This window comes from Intestinibacter sp., from assembly GCF_051866655.1.
Classification (GTDB): domain Bacteria; phylum Bacillota; class Clostridia; order Peptostreptococcales; family Peptostreptococcaceae; genus Intestinibacter.
The window spans coordinates 1-20,130 of sequence record NZ_JBJDXL010000531.1; the positions used below are offsets into that span (position 1 = coordinate 1).

Annotated in this window: 18 protein-coding genes, 1 riboswitch and 1 other annotated feature; of the genes, 13 read left to right on the top strand and 5 right to left on the bottom strand. The window is 30.2% G+C overall.

The features are described 5' to 3' along the window. The 5 genes from ACI3VO_RS15920 to ACI3VO_RS15940 all read left to right on the top strand — a co-directional run. On the top strand, positions 1–1,489 hold a 1,489-nt coding region (locus ACI3VO_RS15920; RefSeq protein WP_439758858.1), incomplete at its 5' end, for a CapA family protein. Between the two features lie 30 nt (positions 1,490–1,519). Beyond that, positions 1,520–2,323 carry a hypothetical protein gene (locus ACI3VO_RS15925; protein ID WP_439758859.1) on the top strand — a complete coding sequence of 268 codons (804 nt, stop codon included), beginning with the start codon at positions 1,520–1,522 and terminating at the stop codon, positions 2,321–2,323. 166 nt (positions 2,324–2,489) lie between these two features. Beyond that, positions 2,490–3,188: a PspA/IM30 family protein gene (locus ACI3VO_RS15930; RefSeq protein ID WP_320626955.1), complete on the top strand. Its 699-nt coding sequence runs from the start codon at positions 2,490–2,492 to the stop codon at positions 3,186–3,188. 48 nt (positions 3,189–3,236) lie between these two features. Continuing rightward, a complete protein-coding gene (locus tag ACI3VO_RS15935; RefSeq protein WP_439758860.1) occupies positions 3,237–4,295 on the top strand; it encodes a hypothetical protein in 1,059 nt (352 codons plus the stop codon). 17 nt (positions 4,296–4,312) lie between these two features. After that, on the top strand, positions 4,313–5,323 hold the full coding sequence (locus ACI3VO_RS15940) for an SPFH domain-containing protein (RefSeq protein ID WP_439758861.1): 1,011 nt from the start codon (positions 4,313–4,315) through the stop codon (positions 5,321–5,323). A 69-nt stretch (positions 5,324–5,392) separates the two neighbouring features. On the opposite strand, the gene ACI3VO_RS15945 is transcribed toward ACI3VO_RS15940, so the two are convergent. The 4 genes from ACI3VO_RS15945 to ACI3VO_RS15960 all read right to left on the bottom strand — a co-directional run bounded on the left by ACI3VO_RS15945 (position 5,393) and on the right by ACI3VO_RS15960 (position 9,954). Further along, complete coding sequence (locus ACI3VO_RS15945) at positions 5,393–5,971, bottom strand: nitroreductase family protein (protein WP_439758862.1); 579 nt, start codon at positions 5,969–5,971, stop codon at positions 5,393–5,395. 112 nt (positions 5,972–6,083) lie between these two features. Next, positions 6,084–6,587 (bottom strand): acetolactate synthase small subunit, encoded by a 504-nt coding sequence (gene ilvN / locus ACI3VO_RS15950; protein ID WP_439758863.1) that lies wholly within the window; start codon positions 6,585–6,587, stop codon positions 6,084–6,086. Positions 6,588–6,604: 17 nt separating this feature from the next. Then, positions 6,605–8,353 (bottom strand): biosynthetic-type acetolactate synthase large subunit, encoded by a 1,749-nt coding sequence (gene ilvB / locus ACI3VO_RS15955; protein ID WP_439758864.1) that lies wholly within the window; start codon positions 8,351–8,353, stop codon positions 6,605–6,607. A gap of 74 nt (positions 8,354–8,427) precedes the next feature. Next, positions 8,428–8,674, bottom strand: a binding site (T-box leader). Positions 8,675–8,772: 98 nt separating this feature from the next. Further along, entirely contained in the window at positions 8,773–9,954 is a 1,182-nt protein-coding gene (locus ACI3VO_RS15960; protein WP_439758865.1) for a pyridoxal phosphate-dependent aminotransferase, read from the bottom strand. Positions 9,955–10,321: 367 nt separating this feature from the next. Here ACI3VO_RS15960 and trkA point away from each other — a divergent pair, with 367 nt between their 5' ends. From trkA to ACI3VO_RS15980, 4 genes are all read left to right on the top strand, one after another. Beyond that, the gene (gene trkA / locus ACI3VO_RS15965; RefSeq protein WP_439758866.1) at positions 10,322–11,695 is read left to right on the top strand and encodes a Trk system potassium transporter TrkA; all 1,374 of its coding nucleotides are present in this window, start codon (positions 10,322–10,324) and stop codon (positions 11,693–11,695) included. 12 nt (positions 11,696–11,707) lie between these two features. Further along, positions 11,708–13,180, top strand: a complete 1,473-nt coding sequence (locus tag ACI3VO_RS15970; protein WP_439758867.1) for a TrkH family potassium uptake protein — start codon at positions 11,708–11,710, stop codon at positions 13,178–13,180. A gap of 395 nt (positions 13,181–13,575) precedes the next feature. Further along, positions 13,576–14,550, top strand: coding sequence for a replication-relaxation family protein (locus tag ACI3VO_RS15975; RefSeq protein WP_320626947.1), 975 nt, complete (start codon positions 13,576–13,578; stop codon positions 14,548–14,550). Positions 14,551–14,955: 405 nt separating this feature from the next. Beyond that, positions 14,956–15,465: a hypothetical protein gene (locus ACI3VO_RS15980; protein ID WP_439758868.1), complete on the top strand. Its 510-nt coding sequence runs from the start codon at positions 14,956–14,958 to the stop codon at positions 15,463–15,465. Positions 15,466–15,544: 79 nt separating this feature from the next. Here the strand turns inward: ACI3VO_RS15980 and ACI3VO_RS15985 are convergent, their stop codons facing one another. Further along, positions 15,545–16,159: a PIN domain-containing protein gene (locus ACI3VO_RS15985; RefSeq protein ID WP_439758869.1), complete on the bottom strand. Its 615-nt coding sequence runs from the start codon at positions 16,157–16,159 to the stop codon at positions 15,545–15,547. Positions 16,160–16,341: 182 nt separating this feature from the next. After that, positions 16,342–16,462: riboswitch (FMN riboswitch) on the top strand. A 120-nt stretch (positions 16,463–16,582) separates the two neighbouring features. On the opposite strand from ACI3VO_RS15985, the gene ribD reads away from it, so the two are divergent. The 4 genes from ribD to ribH are packed head-to-tail and all read left to right on the top strand — an operon-like array spanning position 16,583 to position 20,122. Next, entirely contained in the window at positions 16,583–17,695 is a 1,113-nt protein-coding gene (gene ribD, locus ACI3VO_RS15990) for a bifunctional diaminohydroxyphosphoribosylaminopyrimidine deaminase/5-amino-6-(5-phosphoribosylamino)uracil reductase RibD (RefSeq protein ID WP_439758870.1), read from the top strand. A 25-nt stretch (positions 17,696–17,720) separates the two neighbouring features. After that, the gene (locus tag ACI3VO_RS15995; RefSeq protein WP_439758871.1) at positions 17,721–18,380 is read left to right on the top strand and encodes a riboflavin synthase; all 660 of its coding nucleotides are present in this window, start codon (positions 17,721–17,723) and stop codon (positions 18,378–18,380) included. Positions 18,381–18,400: 20 nt separating this feature from the next. Then, complete coding sequence (locus ACI3VO_RS16000; protein WP_439758872.1) at positions 18,401–19,600, top strand: bifunctional 3,4-dihydroxy-2-butanone-4-phosphate synthase/GTP cyclohydrolase II; 1,200 nt, start codon at positions 18,401–18,403, stop codon at positions 19,598–19,600. A gap of 60 nt (positions 19,601–19,660) precedes the next feature. Further along, positions 19,661–20,122: a 6,7-dimethyl-8-ribityllumazine synthase gene (gene ribH / locus ACI3VO_RS16005; RefSeq protein WP_439758873.1), complete on the top strand. Its 462-nt coding sequence runs from the start codon at positions 19,661–19,663 to the stop codon at positions 20,120–20,122. The last annotated feature ends 8 nt before the right edge of the window (positions 20,123–20,130 follow it).

The following is a 20,130-nucleotide window of genomic DNA, read 5'->3' on the forward strand; positions in this document are numbered from 1 at the left end:
GATGAAAAATAAATATTTAAAATTGATATTTTTTGTATTATTTGTAAATATAATATTTTTTATATCTAATGTAGAGGTGCAAGCAGATACAATTTATAATAATAGTATAAATTTACAAAAGCAAATTGTGACATTGAGGGCAGGTCAGGAAACTAGTATTTGGAGCAGTTCAGGGGACAAAAATAATATAGAAGGAAAATACTATTCTAAAAATATGAAAATAGCTGCCGTTGACAAAAATGGAAAAATAAAAGCTAAAATGGTAGGCGTTACTTCGATTGTTTATCAAAATCAAGATAACAAAGAAATAGAAACAACAATAATCGTATATAGAAAGATGCTAGAGCCTTTGACTGAAATCAAAGAGCCTAGATATACTCTTGATAAAGATGGAATATACAGAAATTCAAAATCTAGTGAAGAAAATTCAAATAAAGCGAGAATAATGTTAGTAGGCGATTTGATGAATCAAACTAGACAACAAGAGGCTGCTTTGACAGAGGATGGTACTTACAATTTTAATGAGAGCTTTTCATTAGTCAAAGATATTTTCTCGAAGGCAGATTATGTAGTTGGAAATATAGAATCACTACTTTCGAATTCATCACCGTATATGACGGAGCAAAATTTTGCAGGTAATAGACCTTATTGTAATGGTCCGATTACTTATTTAGATGCACTTAGATATGCTGGATTTGACACTTTAGTAAATGGGAATAATCATATGACTGACAGTGGGGAACGAGGCTTAGTAGAGACTAACAATGCACTAGATAAATACAAATTTTCTCATACAGGATGCTTTACATCTGAAGAAGAGCAGAGATTTGTGATTACTGAAATAAATGGAATAAAGGTCGCTGTGTTATCTTATAGTGAAAAATTTAATAAAAAGGATACAACATTACCTGAAGAAAAAAGGGAAATGATGATCAATAGATATTCTAAGGAAAAGGTCGAAAAGGACATAAAGGATGCAAGAGATAAGGGTGCAGAATTTGTAATTGTTTATAATCACTGGGGAAGAGAATTTTGGAATGATTATACAGAGAAACAAGCTCTACACGCTCAAGAGATAGCTGATGCAGGTGCCGATTTAATTATAGGCTCACATCCTCATGCATTACAGACAAGTGATACTTTAATTAACAAGGAAGGAAAATCAGTTCCTGTAATGTATTCAATGGGGAATTTTGTATCACATCAAACTAGTACAGTTACTAAGGATACATTTATATTAAATGTAGTATTGACAAAAAATGATAGTGGAGAAGTTGAAATATCAGAGATGGGATATATACCTTGTCATGTATTAAAAGAATACAATGGGGCTTCTTATGTTGTTACTCCTATTTCTTCAGAATTTAACAAGGGTATAGATATGAATTCTCCTTATTATTACGAGTTATCTAATGCGTATAGTAGAATAGCAGCTATAATAAACGATACTATACCGGAGATAACTTCATTTGATAAAATTACAAATTAATATATAAATTTAAATACAAAAGGGGTATATATGATGACTGAAAAAAATAAATACAATATAGTAATAGCAGATCCAGCAAAAAATATAACAGTTTTTGTTTTAGATAATATAGATAAAAAATTGTATAAAAGTGTGGCGAAAAATATTTTAGAAAATACAGATTATGAAGCTGAACAAGTTGGATTTATAAAAGAGCCTATTATGGGTGGAGACATAAGACTTGAAATGATGGGTGGAGAGTTTTGTGGAAATGCTTCTAGAAGTATAGGAATGTTTTTTGCACAAGAAAATAATATAAAAAATGGAATTGTATCTGTTGAAATAACAGGAAGTAATAAACCTTTAAATACAAAGGTGGATTTACAAAAAGGAACATCTGAAATAGAAATGCCTATTCCTAAAGGGATTGAAAATATTTATGTAGAGGATTTAGGAGATTTTCCTATTGTAATAATAGAAGGAATTAACCATATAATAGCTGAAAATATCGATGCTACAGAAGCAAATTTTGAAAAATTTAAAAGAGCTGTATATGAAAATTACGATGTAGAGGCTTTTGGTGTTATGTTCTTTGATGTAGATAAGAAATATATTACTCCAGTAGTATATGTAAAGGATACAGACACTACCTTCTTTGAAAGCAGCTGTGGAAGTGGTACATTGGCTACAATTTTCTATTTGGGAAAAGATTTAAAGGATGGAGATTTGAAGTACAGCATCAGTCAACCTGGTGGAACTATAGATGCAGAAATAAATAAACAAAATGGACAAACTAAAAAGATAACTATAGGTGGCGCTGTAAAATTAAGCTCTAAAATTGAAATTGAGTTGTAGAAGTATTGAGGTATTATTGTCGCGAAAGAGGCAATAATACCTTTATTAATTTAAAAAATTAAGATTTTGTAATTTAAGAAGTCCAAATATATAATACAATATAAAAATACTGTGATATACTTAAATTAAAATTATATGTCTATATATTATTTAAGGAGGAATTACGATGGCTGGAATTTTAAGTAGATTCAAAGATATAATGTCTTCAAACATTAATGCATTATTAGATAAGGTAGAAGATCCAATGAAAATGATAGATCAATATCTTAGAAATTTAGAAAGTGATTTAGGCAAGGTTAAAGCAGAAACAGCAGCAGTTATGGCTGAGGAAACAAGAGCAAAAAGAGAGCTAGATGAATGTACAGAATCTATAAATAAAATGCAAGCTTATGCAGAAAAAGCATTATTAGCTGGTAATGAAGCTGATGCTAGAGCGTTTTTAGAAAAAAAATCAGAATTAAGTAAAAAATTATCATCGCTTCAACAGACTTATGATATAGCAAAAGAAAATTCAACTAAGATGAGAGCTATGCATGATAAGATAGTTAAAGATATAGCAGAACTAAATTCAAGAAGAGATCAGCTAAAGGCTAAAATGGCAGTTGCTGAAACTCAAGAAAAATTAAATAAAATAGGTTCTAGTATAGATGGAGCTATGGGTAATATGTCTAAATTCGATGAAATGGAAGCAAAAATAAATAAGAAATTAGACACAGCAAATGCTATGGCGGAATTAAATTCTTCTAAGGATAGCAGTAATATAGATGATTTAATGGCAAAATACGATACACAAACTGGTGGAGCATCTTCTTCAGAAACAGACGATGAATTAGCTGCATTAAAGGCTAAATTAGGTTTACAATAGGTATTTTGGAGTTAGATTAAAGGCATTTAATACTAGAAGGGGAGATTTATGGAGAGTGTAAAAACATACTATTGCACAAATTGTGGGGCAGTGATGAAATTTGATGTTTCGTCACAAAATTTAAAATGTCCAAATTGTGGCAATGAGATTGAAATAAAAAATGATGAAAGTAAGGTTGTAGAACACCAACTTACAAAAAAAGCGATAAATTCTATAAAAGCAGAAGAAAAAACATCTACTAGTATGGAATGTGAAGGCTGCGGTGCTCTTGTGGAGGTAGATGCTACAAGTACTGCTACAGTATGTCCATATTGTGGCTCAAATTATGTATTGGCTAAAAAGCAAATGGATGCATTAGTTCCAGATGGAGTAGTACCATTTAGAATTGACAAGGTAAAAATCGGAGAAATCTATCATGATTGGATAAAAAGTAGATGGCTTGCTCCAAATACACTGAAGAGCTTATATCAGACTGATAAGATTCAAGGTATATATATGCCATTTTGGACATTTGATGCAGATGTAGATGCTTCATATCAAGCCATGGGTGGAGAGGATTACGAAGTCACTTATGAGGATTCAGATGGAAAAACTCATACAGAAATAAAAACTAGATGGCATCCTACATCAGGACATGTACATAATTTCTTTGACGATGTATTAATAAAAGCATCAGATAAATTAAAATCAAATTTATTAAATTCTATGGTTTATAATACTCAAAATATATCTTCTTTTTCTCCTGATTACATGTCTGGTTATTGCTCTGAGATATATACTGTAGATTTAGCAGATGCTCATAGAGAAGCAATAAATAAAATGGAAAATGAAATGAGAAGCTTATGTGAAAGCGATGTGCTTAGAAGATACGATAGAGTAAGAGGTTTATCTATGAATTCATCTTATCAAAATGAAACTTATAAGCATGTATTACTACCTGTTTATTCGACAGCTTATTATTATAAGGACAAGGAATACCATGTTCTAATAAATGGTCAATCAGGTGTAATAGTAGGTGAGTATCCTAAGAGTGCATTTAAATTAGCTGCTATAGTTGTAGCAATACTTGTTATAATGGCTTTGATTTGGTATTTCATGAATTCATAGAAAATAGGAGGCATAATATGGGACTTTTTAGTGGACAACTGGCAAATGTAGTAGAATGGGAACAGTTTAGAGACGACATGATCTTTTGGAAATGGGATAATAAAGAAATTAAAAAAGGAAGTAAATTAATTATTAGACCAGGACAAGATGCGATATTTATGTTTAATGGAAAAGTAGAAGGTGTATTTAAGGATGAAGGAAGCTTCGATATAGAATCTCAAATAGTACCTTTCTTATCGACATTAAAAGGATTTAAATTTGGATTTAACAGCGGTATGAGAGCTGAGGTTTTATTTGTCAATACTAAGGAATTGACAGTAAAATGGGGAACAAAAAACGCTATAAATATACCGGCGCCAAATCTTCCAGGAGGAATGCCTATAAAATCATTTGGAACATTTTGCTGTAAGGTAGCTGACTATCAACTACTTATAGACAAGGTAGCAGGCGTTAAAAAGCAATACACAATAGATGATGTGAAAGAACGTATAATGTCTATGCTAGACCAAACTCTTATGAGATGGATAGTAAAGGAAGGTAAGGATATATTTAATATTCAAGCGAATTCTTTAGAAATTTCTAACGGCATTAAAAATGATTTAGATATGGAAATGCAAAAGATAGGAATAGGTATTACTAGCTTTGCAATAGCGAGCGTTAGCTATCCAAAGGAAATACAAGAAATGGCTACAAAGGCAGCATCACAAAGCATGATAAACGATATGAATAAGTATACTCAAATGGCTATGGCAGATTCTATGGCAAATGTTTCAAATGGCGGTGGAACAAGTATGGCTGCTGATATGGCTAGCATGCAAATGGGTATGATGATGGGTCAACAGATGGCAAATCAAATGATGGGTGCAGGACAGCAAATGAATCAACAACCTCAACAGCCTGTGCAACATCAGCAACCTGTCAATCCACAAGGTGGCACAAATGTGGCTAAATTCTGTCCAAACTGTGGTACACCAAATAATACAGGCGCTAACTTCTGCCCAAATTGTGGTACTAAGTTAGTATTATAATATAGATTTTTAGATTGTTTAAAAAGGGGCTATCTCAAAATGAGCTTTGAGATAGCCTAATTTAATGGATTAAATTTCTACAATTAAGTCATCTAAGACTATCTTAGGTACATGGTGGGTATTATCTTCATCCTTCCAGTATTTTATATCGTCGTCCTCTTTTATGTCTTCAATTACAACCTTTTGATTTGGCTTACCTAAAGCTAGTATCAATTCTATATTGTAGTTCTGAGGTAGGTTTAAATCTTCAGATATATTTTTCCTATTAAATGCACCTATCATACAACCTCCGAGGTCTTCTTCTGTAGATTTTAGTAAAATGCTTTGACAAGCAAGTCCTAAGTCGATGTCAAAAGTAGGAGATTTTTTTATTTTTTCATCAGATAAAAATAATATAAAAGCAGTAGGACGTTGGCCTTCTACAGGACCATCCCAATCCTTTAAATATCCTGCCCATTTGATATTTTCGTAAATTATATTTAATTGAGAAGATTTTATTATAGGCAAAAACCTTATAGTTTGCATATTTCTACCAGATGAAGTAAACCTTGCTACATTCAATATTTCTTTGAGCATATCGATAGAGATTTTATAGCTTTCATCAAATATACGGTAGCTTCTGTTGGTTTTTATTAGGTTTTCGATCATTTTCTTATCCTCCTTAACCTTAAATAGAAATATTTAATATATTATATATATGGATAAAAAAATCCTCTAAGTCAATATAGAGGATTTTTATACTTAAAAATTATCGATAAATTTATCTATCTGTCACATTAATAGATTCTATTGCAACACTACCACTTCTAACAACGACAATATTATTAGGGTATTGTTTTGCGAATACTTCTATCAATCTATCAACTCTCTTTTCAGTGTGTACACATTGTAAAAGTACGCTTTTTTTGCCTATATCGATAATATCCATGTCAAATACTTTAGCCATTTGGAAAATATCGTTTTTATCTTGTGTAGAGCAATTTTTTACTTTTATAAATAAAAGTTCTTTAGTATGAGTTTCCATAGTAGTTAAATCGATAACCTTTATAACTTCTACGAATCTATTTAATTGTTTTTTTATTTGTTCAAAAGTCACATCATCACAGTAAACACCAATAGTCATTCTTGATGTTTCGGGATCTTCTGTTTTTCCTACTGTTAATGTGTCTAGATTATATAATTTAGCTGAGAATAAACTTGAAATTTTAGCAAGTACCCCAGAATAATTTTCTACATAAAGCGCAATCCATCTTTTCTTCATCATTTTATCTATATTCCTTTCTAATAGTTAGTTTCAAGTAACATTGCGTTAAGAGGTTTACCACCTTGAACCATTGGTAAAACAACGTCTTTGAAGTCGATTAATATTTCAATAATAGTTGGTGCATCTGTGTTTTTCTTAGCTTCTTCAAATGCATCAAATAGTTTATCTTCGTCTGTAACTCTTATTCCATAAGCTCCATAGCTTTCTGCAAGCTTCATAAAATCTGGAGTATATGGAGGACAGCAATCTGGTATATTATTTCCATTAAAATTACATTTTCCTTCACAGCTTTTTCTTTTTCTCAAGCATGTTCCAGAATAATTTTTATCATGGAAAAATTGTTGCATTTGTCTAACCATTCCTAAGAAACCATTATTGATAATAACTAACGTTATAGGAAGTTCTAGTTGAACTGCAGTTGCAAGCTCTTGTATAGTCATTTGTACACCACCATCACCAGCTATACAAACAACTCTCTTGTCTGGGTTACCAAGTTGAGCACCTATTGCTGCTGGTAAACCAAATCCCATAGTACCTAATCCACCAGAAGTTATCAATTGTTTGTTTTTATTCATTTCCAAAAATTGAGTAGTCCACATTTGATGTTGACCTACGTCTGTTAAAAATATACCTTCATCAAAAGCTTTATTTAAATTATCAAATATAGCTTGAGGTGAAATTCCACCTTCTACAGAGCTAGGTGCAGTTACTGGGCGTTCTTTATCCCAAGCTTTTATTTGGTTAACCCATTCTGTTGTATCAAGTTTTTTAGCTAAAGGAATTAATTCTTTTATAGCAGCTTTAGCATCCGCAACTATAGGTATATTTACCACTATATTTCTAGATATAGAAGCAGAATCTATATCTATATGTATTATTTTAGCATTTGGTGCAAATTCAGATATTTTACCAGTAACTCTATCGTTAAATCTTGTTCCTATTGAAAATAATACGTCACATTCATTAACTGCTTTATTAGATGCATAGCTACCATGCATACCTACATTACCTATGAAAAGAGGATGAGAAGTAGGGATAGCGCCTTTTCCCATTATAGTAGTTATAACAGGAATTTGTGTTATATCTACAAGCTTTTCGAATTCTTCATTTGCATGTGAAATATTAACTCCTCCGCCTATTAAGAATAGAGGTTTTTTAGCAGCTTTAAGCATCTTCAAAGCTTTTTTAATTTGTCCTATGTGAACACCAGTGCTTGGTTTGTATCCTCTGATATCTACTGTTTTTGGGTATTCAGCAGATCCCATAGCGCCTACGATATCGCTTGGCAAATCTATTACAACAGGACCAGGTTTTCCTGTTCTTGCAATATAAAATGCTTCTTTAATTATTCTACCTAAATCTTCTCTTTTTCTAATAGTCATAGAGAATTTAGCTATGGTTCTAGTTATACCTACTATATCGACTTCTTGGAAGGCATCGTTGCCTATTACTGCAGTCGAAACTTGTCCAGTAAAGCATACTAGAGGTATACCGTCGTAGTTTGCATCAGCTATACCTGTAACTAGATTAGTTGCCCCTGGTCCACTTGTAACTAAGCAGACACCCACTTTTCCAGTTGAACGGGCATATCCTTCTGCTGCGTGAATAAGACCTTGTTCATGTCTTGGTAAAATTAATTCTATATCTGGTTCATGATATAGTGCGTCAAAAATATCCTTGTCATATCCACCTGGATAAGCAAATATTTTATCAACGCCTTCTTCGATTAAAGAATTGATGATTAATTGAGATCCTGTAATTTCCATATTGTCCTCCCTATTATTTAAAAAATGTATTAATTAAAAAAAATATAATAAAAAACCCCAAGCCAATATATATAGCTTAGGGCGAATTATCTAATCCGTGTTACCACCTAAATTCAAAGAAAAAATTCTTTGCACTCAGTCGATACTTAATAAAAATATCGTTTTCGTTTTAACGGTCGAAAATCCGATGGAGCCTACTTAAAAAAATTGTTCAGTCCATAGCTCAGAGGCTACTTCAATTTTAGACTCATGAAAATTTCCACCAACCATTTTCTCTCTGTATTTTATCTAAAACATACTGCTCCTCGTCAAAGCCTTTAATTTTATATAAGGTATAATAATTCTAACACTTATTTCCATGATATGTCAATTATATAAATTGAGAAAGTTTATGTATTCAAAAGACAAATAAAAACCAATTATTCATCTAATAATTTTTTTAGCTTAGATAAACGTCTTAAACATTCGTCTAGAGTTTCTTTAGATCTAGCAAAATGAAGTCTAATGAGATTATTTACTTCCTCCCTGAAAAAGCTTGAACCTGGAACAGGGGCTACACCTATATTTTTAGTCATCCACTCTGAAAATTCTAAGTCATTCATCCCTTTAAATTGATCTAGCTCTAAAAATTTAGATATGTCAACTAACACAAAATAAGTCCCTTGTGGAGTAGTGTGATCAAGTCCTATTTCATCAAGTCCTTTTAGAAAATAGTCTCTTTTTTCAGTGTAAGTTTTTTTCAATTCTTCATAATAAGATTCATCGAAATTAAGTCCAACTACTGCTGCTTCTTGTAGAGGAGAAGGTGCTCCTACAGTCAAGAAATCATGAACCTTTTTAGCACATTCAACTATTTCCTCTGGACCAACTAAATATCCCAGTCTCCATCCTGTGATAGAATACGTCTTTGATAGAGAGCTTGTAGAGATAGTTCTTTCGTACATACCAGGTAGTGATGCAAAATATGTATGATGGTAAGGTTCATATATCAAATGTTCATAGACCTCATCTGTTATTACAAAGGTATCGTATTTTACAGCTAAATCGGCTATTATCATAAGCTCTTCCTTTGTAAATACTTTTCCAGTTGGATTTGAAGGATTGCAAAGTATTATCGCCTTTGGATTTTGTTTAAATGCGTCTTCTAATACTTCGACATCAAAATCAAAAGTAGGTGGAACTAGTGGAACGTATATAGGCTCAGCTCCAGATAGTATTGCATCAGCTCCGTAGTTTTCATAAAATGGAGAGAAGACTATAACCTTATCTCCAGGATTACAAACTGTCATCATAGCGCACATCATAGCTTCTGTACCACCACATGTTACTAATACTTCTTTTTCAAAATCGATATCTCTTTTAAATGCTTTACTTTGTTTTTTTGCAATTGCTTCCCTTAAATTTGGTGCCCCAAAAGTTACAGAATATTGATGAGGACCTTCAGCTGCTATTTTAGCCAGAGCATCAGTCATTGCTTTTGGCGGTGGAAAATCTGGGAAACCTTGAGATAAATTTATAGCTCCGTATTTATCACTTATTCTAGTCATTCTTCTGATTACTGAGTCAGTAAATGTGTTAACTCTGTTACTTAATTTTGGCATTTTTTCCTCCTGTATAATATTAATTAAAAACTTTTATCAATAATATAATTGTATACAAAAATATGGAAAAATCATATTGAATATCTAAAAAATGAATAATTTTATAAAAAATAAACTTCAATTAGTGAAAAATACCTCTGCCAAAAATAGAAAATTATTGAGTATATAAAGATTGCATAAATAAATACCTAGAAAATTGCTAAAACATATAAAGATTATATAAAGATTTTGCAAATATGTATTATAATATAGATTGTAATAAATTTCCCCTATTATAAAGTCTTTATTTGAATATTATAGAGGATTATTTATCAAAATATAAAATATTAACTAGGAGAATATAAAATATTATTCAAGGTTTAAAAATTTGAACAGGAGGAAGGAAATGCAAATAGTTGTAATAGGATGCGGAAAAGTAGGGAGAACTTTGATTGAGCATCTGGCAATGGAAGGACATGACATTGTAGTCATAGACAATAATTCACAAAATATAGAGGATATAGTAAACACATATGATGTCATGGGGATTTGTGGAAATGGAGCTATTTACGATATCCAAATGGAGGCTGGTGTAAATAAGGTCGATTTATTCATATCAGTTACATCATCTGATGAGATTAATTTAATCTCTTGCTTGATAGCGAGAGAATTAGGAGCTAAAAATTTAATTGCAAGGGTTAGAAATCCTGATTATGCATCACAGATATCATTTATGAGAGATAGATTGGGAATTAGTATGATGATAAATCCAGAAAAGGCGGCTGCTGATGAAATAGCGCGTATATTAAAATTCCCATCAGCCCTTAAGGTAGACCAATTTGCAAAGGGACTTGTAGATTTAGCAGAGATAAAAGTTAAGCAAGGAAGTAAATTAGTAGGAATATCATTGAGTGATTTGAATAGAAAGTTTAAATCTAGTGTACTAGTATGTGCGCTTCAAAGACAACAAAGAGTACATATACCAGATGGTAGATTTTCTCTAGAAGAGGGTGACAAAATACATATTACTGCATCCCATAAGGATTTAGAGAATTTTATGGTTTCAGCTGGAATTTATGAGAGAAAAATCAAATCAGTTATGATAATAGGCGGAGGTAGAATAGCATTTTATCTTTCTAAGCAATTAGCTGAAATTGGTATAAAGGTGAAAATTATAGATAATGATGAAAAAACATGTGAAAGACTGAGTATGCTTTTACCAAAGGCAGATATTATAAATGCCGATGGTACAGATCAAGATGTTTTATTAGAAGAAGGTATAGAGCATGTAGATGCGTGTGTATCTATGACTGGTATAGACGAAGAAAATGTAATTATATCTATGTATGCATCTAAATGTAATGTGCCTAAGGTAATAACAAAGGTAAATAGATTTTCAATAATTAATATGCTGGAATCTATAGGTATAGAAAGTGTCATTTCACCTAAAGATATTACAGCAAATCAAATAGTTAGATATGTAAGAGCAAAGGCAAACAAAGTCGATAGTGGTATAGAAACACTTTACAAAATTGTAGACAAAAAAGTAGAAGCTATTGAATTTATAGCGAATAAAAATGTAAGCTTTTTAGGTATACCTCTAAAAAAATTAAATACGAAAGAAAACCTACTTGTAGCAGGTATAATGCGAGGTAATAAGTTGATTGTACCGAGCGGGGACGATTTTATACAAGCTGGAGATAGTGTAATAATAGTTACAACAAATTCTTTCTTAACTAGCCTGGAAGATATTTTAGCTTAGGAGGTTGTAGTTATGAATAGGAGGATGATTTTAAGAACTTTAGGAAATATATTGTTATTTGAAGGAATTATAATGGTATTGCCACTTTTAGTATCTTTAATTTATAAAGAGCATAAGGCTGTGTATTTTCTTATAACTATAGCAGTTGCTTTGGCAGTGGGAGGATTTCTTTCAAATTTAAAAACAGAAGATAAGCGTATATACGCAAAAGAAGGATTTATAATAGTAGCTCTTAGTTGGATTGTTGTATCTTTAATTGGATCCTTGCCTTTTTATATGAGTGGGGAAATCCCAAACTATATAGATGCGTTTTTTGAAACTGTTTCTGGGTTTACGACTACAGGTTCTAGTATTTTAAACGATATAGAAAGTCTATCGAAGGGTATGCTATTTTGGAGATGCTTTACTCACTGGATAGGTGGTATGGGAGTGCTTGTATTTGTACTTGCATTTTTACCACAATCAGAAGGTCAAAATATGTTCCTTATGAAGGCCGAGGTTCCGGGCCCTGTAGTAGGTAAATTAGTATCTAAGGTTAAAATGACTGCGAGAATATTATATGCTATATATGCTGTACTTACTTTGTTAGAAATAATATTTTTATTGATTGGAAAAATGCCACTTTATGATAGTATTGTGCATGCATTTTCTACAGCAGGTACAGGTGGATATTCTATAAAAAATACTAGTATAGCTTATTACGATAGCTATTATATACATATCGTGATATCTATATTTATGCTGTTGTTTGGAGTAAATTTTAATTTATATTATTTATTGCTGTTAAAAGATTTCAAACAAATATTAAAAAGTGAAGAGCTTAAATGTTACTTGTTAATAGTAGTCAGTTTTACAGCTATAATTACAGTTAATACATTGGGTATTTATGGAAATGTAGCAGAATCATTTAGATATTCGTTTTTCCAGGTTGCATCTATTATAACTACAACTGGATTTGGTACAACTGATTTTAATCTATGGCCATCGTTGTCGAAAGTTCTGATATTATTATTGATGGTTATAGGTGCATGTGCAGGTTCAACTGGTGGAGGTATGAAAATATCTAGGGTTATGATGCTAGTAAAATCAGCAAAATCTAGTATAAAGAAAATGATTAGCCCGAGAAGTGTAACGACAATAAAGATAGAAGGAAAGCCTGTGGATAAGCAAGTGCTTGATTTTTCGTATTCTTATTTCGTAGTATATGCAATTATATTATTGGGATCTATGTTATTAATTTCATTTGAAAATTTAGATATGGTTACAATAATCACGGCTCCTTTAACTTGTTTGGGAAATGTAGGACCAGGATTAGGTGAAATAATAGGTCCTGTAGGTAACTTTTCATCGCTATCTAATTTTTCGAAATTAATACTTAGTTTTGACATGTTAGCAGGACGTCTTGAGTTATTCCCTATGATAATGCTTTGCTATAGTTTTAAAGAATGGTTATCTGCATCAAAATCAAAAATATTTAAAAAGTAAATATATAAAAGAAAGTGTTTAAAATAGTGGCTTCATGCATTTCAAGAAAATCAACATTATGGATCTTTAGGATAAAGATTTTCTTATTTTAGTTGGGAGATTCTTTGTTTCATATATATTCTTTGAAATGATTTTAGGGTTTACAATTATAGGAGCTACTATTTTAAACTATATAAAGTGTTTATATAAATTGGAATAATTTTATATACTGGATAAATAAAATATATTTTGTGGGAATTTTCTCCTCATCGTATCTACAAAAAAATTTAAAAAGATACAAAAAAATAATATAATAATAAATGATATATATCGTAAAAAATATTATAATTAAATTAATATAATTTTTATGAAAACATAATTATTGTTTCATTTTATATATGAGGGGAGTAATTAGTATGAAAAATGATAAGAATGTTGAACTTATTTCACCAATCGGCGAAATTTGTAAAAAAGTGGATTTAAAAAAGGCAATGGTACCTATTTGTGATGAAAAGCTATCACCATTTGCATCTTATGTAGGGGATATGCATAAGTTGAACAAGCCTAAAAAAAATACGACGAAAGTGGAAGCTGATTTTTTATTGGAAAAAGGTCATATTGGGGATATAGAAAAGGCCATTTTATTTACAATAAATCGTTTATTGTTTGCTACATCTTTACAGATTACTTTTTATTTAAAAAAGAGTGGATATGATATAGAATCTAAAACAGTAGCTAGAAAATTGACAAGACTTAAGGAAAAAAGCTTTGTAAGACAAATAGAATTTGTTTCTGAAAATAGTATTAGTTCATATAAAGCGTATTATTTGGGATATCATGGAACAGGATTATTGAGGGCGTTAGATGTAAAAACGTATTCTCAGGGTTATGTAAGTGAAATAAAAACATCTAAGATTAAATCTATATTAGCATCAAACCAATTATTAACTCAGGTTATGAATGATGAATTAGAATATGAGGTGTCTAAGGTTATAGTTAACGATAGTATTAGAGGTTGTATCGTTAGACCGCAATCAATTTTAAAATTCAATGACCGCAATTTTTTTGTTGAGGTAGTCAGAAAAACTTCGGATTGGCAAGAAAAATTAAGCCAAAAATTGTTAAGATATGATACAGTTATAGAAAATTATAAAAATTTAAATATCAAATTTAAAACAAAACCAATACTTATAATACAAGGTGAATCATATGAACATATGTTTGATATAATGAACTTATATAATAGCAATAATTATGAAAATATCGATGTGATATTTACTTTTGATAGAATTTTATTGTATCAATTGGAAAATGCGTTTTTTACCATTGAACAAAAAGTGCCAAAGAAGAGCTTCTTTTCATTTTTATTTAGAGGAAGAAAAAATAATTAATTGATGAAAAAGGTAGAAATAAGGAATAATTTTATATAATAAATAAAATTTAATATAAAAATATAAAAATTCAAATATAGTTCATAAAAAATTTACATTAAATTCATATTAAAAAGGTATTATCTAAGTATAGAAAGACTAGCTTAATAATTTACTTAAATACCCGGATAATGATAGATTCCCTCACACTCTTTTATCTATCATTATCAAATTTGGCCCTGTACCCTCGTTAATCAGGGCTTTTTTTTTGCTTTTTATTATAAAATACTCATTTTTCCTAAATAACTTTAAAAAGATAGAAAATTCTTATATAATAGGAGTTAAGTAAGAAATTTATATTTTTTTGTAAATAAATGTATATTTATTAATATATATATAATTTTAATTTATTTTTAAAGAGGTGAGATGGTGGAAAGAGTATTGTTCTTTGGTATTTTACTTTTCATAGCATTATTTATATTGAATTTAAAATTATCCTATGTTGCATCTAGAAGTATGAACTTTAAATTAGGTGTATTTTTTTCAATTATAACTTTGCTATTTTTAGCAGTTAATGGCATAAGTGATGAATTTAGAATTGTACCAATAGTAACTGCTTTGCTTGTAGTAGTTTGTATGTGTATAGGATTAGTTAAGTACATTTTTAAAATTTTCAATGGAAAAGTCGATGTGATTTTAGCATTTTGTTTATTGGCAGTATTAATTTGCGAAGTATATACGCGATTAGATCCTTATAGTTCTTTTTTATATTTTGTATTTAAAGAAAACATCAATGTACATAAAATAGAAATCTTTGCAATTATAGGATTTATAATATTTTTATCAGTAAAAATATTTGCGGGAATTTTCTTTAAGAAGGATTTAAATTTTTTAGATAAAAAACAATTTCAAGTGAAAGATGGAAAAGGTAAGTAATGTATACAAAAGGTATGAAATGATTTTATTTCATACCTTTTGTAGTTTTAAGAAAATTAATTATACTTTTTACACTAATTTAGGCGATACTAAGAATATTGTACTTGAAAATGATAGGTTTACAAGTATTATATATCTTGTTATTCCAGCCAAATTGAAGAAAAAAGTTAACTTCTAGATCCTTTTCTGTTTTAGAAGAATCTATTGCTATTAAGGCTTTAGTAATTGTTTTATTTGTATATCCTAAGTTTTTGAGTGCTTCTGTTATTTCGTCGTCCATATTTTGCATTATAGCGAGTGCATCATCGTAATTTTCATCAAATAGAGATTTAAGATTTGATATTAAATTTATAGAGCATTGAGTCTGTTCGCATAAAAAGTTTATTGAATGAAGATATCCTTTATCTCTACTAATTATGTAATAATCGATATTTTTACTTTTGTTAGATCCTATAAGCAATCCTAAGCAGCTCACTAATTGAAAATCAAGACAGTTCTTACCTCCAGATTCTATATGGATATTTTTAATAGTTGCTTTTGTTTCTATAGTTTTTATAAGATTGTCGTGAAAATTGTGAACTGTAGTTTTATCAGTTGTAAAAAGTATTATTAAGTCGTTCTTGTCTAAATAATTAGCCCCTTTAAGAGAGCGTATATTTACATTTTCCGTGTCTACTAAAAAAATTTTTTGCATTTTTAATCTCCCTTTTAATTATTGGTTTTAAATAATGAGCTCATCTATTTAGAATTATTTACAAAAAAAATTTTTATATACAAAATTTTAAAATAATATAATTAAAAAATAATAAATTTGCAAATTATATAAAAATGTGATACATTACAAGTATAAAGTTAAAATATGGATATAAAATTTGATATATTCTTCGGGGCAGGGTGAAATTCCCGACCGGCGGTATAGCCCGCGAGCTAAATTATTTTTAGCTGATTTGGTGAGATTCCAAAGCCGACAGTAGAGTCTGGATGAGAGAAGATAAAGTAATAAATTATTTGAAATTTTTAAATAATTTTATTATTATTTTTGTTGTTGATTATAATAGCTCTGATATATATCAGGGCTTTTTTTAATGACCTTTTAAAAAAGAAAGAAGGAATTTTTATGAAATTTGATTCAAAATGTCAAGAAGACAATTATTATATGAAAAAAGCTTTAGCGCTTGCAAAATTGGGAATCGGATTTGTAAATCCTAATCCACTAGTTGGATGTGTAATTGTAAAAGATGGAAACATAATCGGACAAGGGTATCATATGAAATATGGAGAAGCCCATGCCGAAGTAAATGCGATAAATAGCGCTACAGAGGATATCCAAGGAGCTACAGTTTATGTCACATTAGAACCGTGTTCACACTATGGGAAAACACCTCCATGTGCAGATAATTTAGTAAGACACAAGGTAGGCAGAGTTGTTATATGTAACGTAGATACAAATCCCCTAGTAGGTGGAAAAGGAATTAAAAAATTAAAAGAAAATGGAATAGAAGTTACAACTGGAGTACTAGAAGAAGAAGGATTGAAAATAAATGAAGTATTTTTTCACTATATAAATAAAAATAGACCATTAATAGTATCAAAAACTGCAATAAGCATGGATGGCAAAATCGCCACAAAACATATGGAATCTCAGTGGATTTCAAATGAAAAATCTAGACAGATGACACATGAATTTAGAAATAAGTATATGGCTATTATGGTTGGAATAAATACAGTTTTAAAAGACAATCCAAGCTTAACTACTAGAATAGAAAATCGAAAAACAAGAAATCCAATAAGAATTGTAGTCGATACAAGCTTGAAAATACCTATGGATTCAAATCTAGTTCAAGATAAAAACGCAAAAACAATCGTTTTTACATGCAACAACGATTTAGAGAAAATAAATTGTCTAAATAAAAAAGATGTAGATGTATACATAGCGCCAAAATTAGATGGTAAAGTAGATTTAAATTTTGTAGTAGAAAAATTAGGAAAATTAAAGATAGATTCAGTTTTAGTAGAAGGTGGAGCTACTTTAAATGACAGTCTTTTTAGAAATAATTTAGTTGATAAGGTAAAAATATTTATGGCACCAAAAATAATAGGTGGAAAAGATGCACCTAGCTTTGTATCTGGAGAAGGTATAGAAAAATTAAGAGATGCAACAAATTTAAAAATTCAAAACATAACTATGATAGATGAGGATGTTCTAATAGAAGCAGATGTGATTAAATAAATTTTGATTGCAGAAGGGAGGCATTATGTTTACAGGAATTATTGAGGAAGTAGGAATAGTCAAAAATATTACGGCGAGTGGCAAAAGCGGTAAGATAAGAATTTCCGCTAATAAGGTTTTGGAAGATGTTAATCTAGGTGATTCTATAGCAGTTAATGGAGTTTGTTTGACTGTATGTGAGATTTTTCAAAATGAATTTGTAGCAGATGTAATGATGGAAACAGTTAGAGCGACAAATTTGAGTACTTTGACTAGAAATTCAAAAGTAAATTTAGAAAGAGCTATGAGCTTATCCTCTAGATTTGGTGGACATATAGTCACAGGTCATGTGGATACGACAGGATCTATAATCGATTTTAAAAAGGAAGAGAATGCAGTTTGGATAAGCATAAAGGCCGATGAAGATTTCTTAGATTATGTTGTACATAAAGGCTCAATAACTATAGATGGTGTAAGTCTTACAGTTGCTTATGTAGATAAAAAAATGCTTAAGGTATCGATAATACCTCATACAAAAGATAACACTACACTTTTAGGTAAAAAGGTTGGAGATTTAGTAAATTTAGAAAGTGATATTATCGGAAAATATGTAAAAAGATTTACATCTCTATCTAAGCAAGAAGATCAAAAAAATAATAAAAAGAGCAATATAGATTTAGATTTCTTAATCAAAAATGGATTTTAATATTATACAGGGGTGATTTTATGACAAAATTTAATACAATTCCAGAGGCTATAGAAGATTTAAAAAATGGAAAGATGATAATCGTAGTAGATGATGAAGATAGAGAAAATGAAGGCGACCTATTGATGGCGGCTGATATGGTAACACCAGAGGCTATAAATTTTATGACTAAATACGGCAGAGGATTAATATGTATGCCGGCTTTAAAAGAAAAATTTGAAGAAATAAATCTACCACTAATGGTTAGAAACAACACAGATTCTTTTAAAACAGCATTTACTATTTCTATAGATGGATCAAATACAACTACAGGAATATCAGCATATGATAGATGTGAAACTATAAAACAATTCACAAATAAGGATGCTAAAGAATGTGATTTTAAAACTCCTGGACATATGTTTCCACTAGTTGCTAAAGATGGCGGTGTCCTTGTTAGAAATGGACATACAGAGGCTGCTGTAGACTTAGCTAAAATAGCAGGATTTTCTCCAATAGGTGTAATATGTGAGATATTAAAGAAAGATGGGACAATGGCTAGAGTAGATGATTTGATGAAATTTAAAGAAGAACACGACTTAAAAATCATAACTATAGCTGATTTAATAAAATATAGAAAAATAACAGAGATAACTGCTGAGAGAGTAAGCAGTGCTACATTACCTACAAGTTACGGAATATTCGAAATAATCGGATATAGAGATATATACAATGGAGAAGAACACGTAGCACTTAAATACGGTGATCTAGATAGTGAAAATGTACTAGTAAGAGTTCACTCAGAATGCTTGACAGGAGATGCATTCCATTCAATTAAATGTGATTGTGGAAAACAATTGAATTCAGCTATGGAATCTATAGCAAAAACTGGAAGTGGACTAGTGATATATCTAAGACAAGAGGGTAGAGGAATCGGTCTTATAAACAAAATAAGAGCTTACCATATGCAAGATGAAGGATATGATACTATAGAAGCTAATTTAGTTTTAGGTTTTGAAAATGACTTGAGAGATTTTAATATGGCAGCACAAATATTGAAGGATTTAGGTGTAAAAAGTATTAGACTTTTAAGTAATAACCCTGATAAATTAGAACAATTAGAAGAATATGGAATAAAGATAAATGAAAGAGTTTCTACTGAGGAAGAAATTACACAATATAACATAGATTATTTAAGAACTAAAAGAGACAAAATGGGACATATGTTAGAAATAGGCTAATAAAATATCAAATAAGATACTTTATAAATATACATAAACTAATAATTGGAGGAATAGAAAATGATATATGAAGGAAAATTAAATGGAAGTGGATTAAAAATAGGTATAGTTGCATCTCGTTTCAATGAGTTTATAGTATCTAAATTAGTATCAGGAGCAGAAGATTGCTTATATCGTCACGATGTAGCTAAGGAAGATGTAGAAATAGCATGGGTACCAGGAGCATTTGAAATACCGCTTGTAGCTCAAGCGATGGCTAGAACTAAAAAATATGATGCAATAATTTGCTTAGGATGCGTTATAAGAGGAGCTACTTCACATTATGATTATGTTTGTAATGAAGTTTCTAAAGGAATAGCAAAAGTATCTCTAGATGAAAATTTACCAGTAATGTTCGGTGTTGTTACAACTGAAAATATAGAACAAGCTATAGAAAGAGCTGGAACAAAAGCAGGAAATAAAGGATATGATTGTGCAATGGGAGCTTTAGAAATGGTTTCTTTATTAAAAGGAATAAAATAATTGATTTT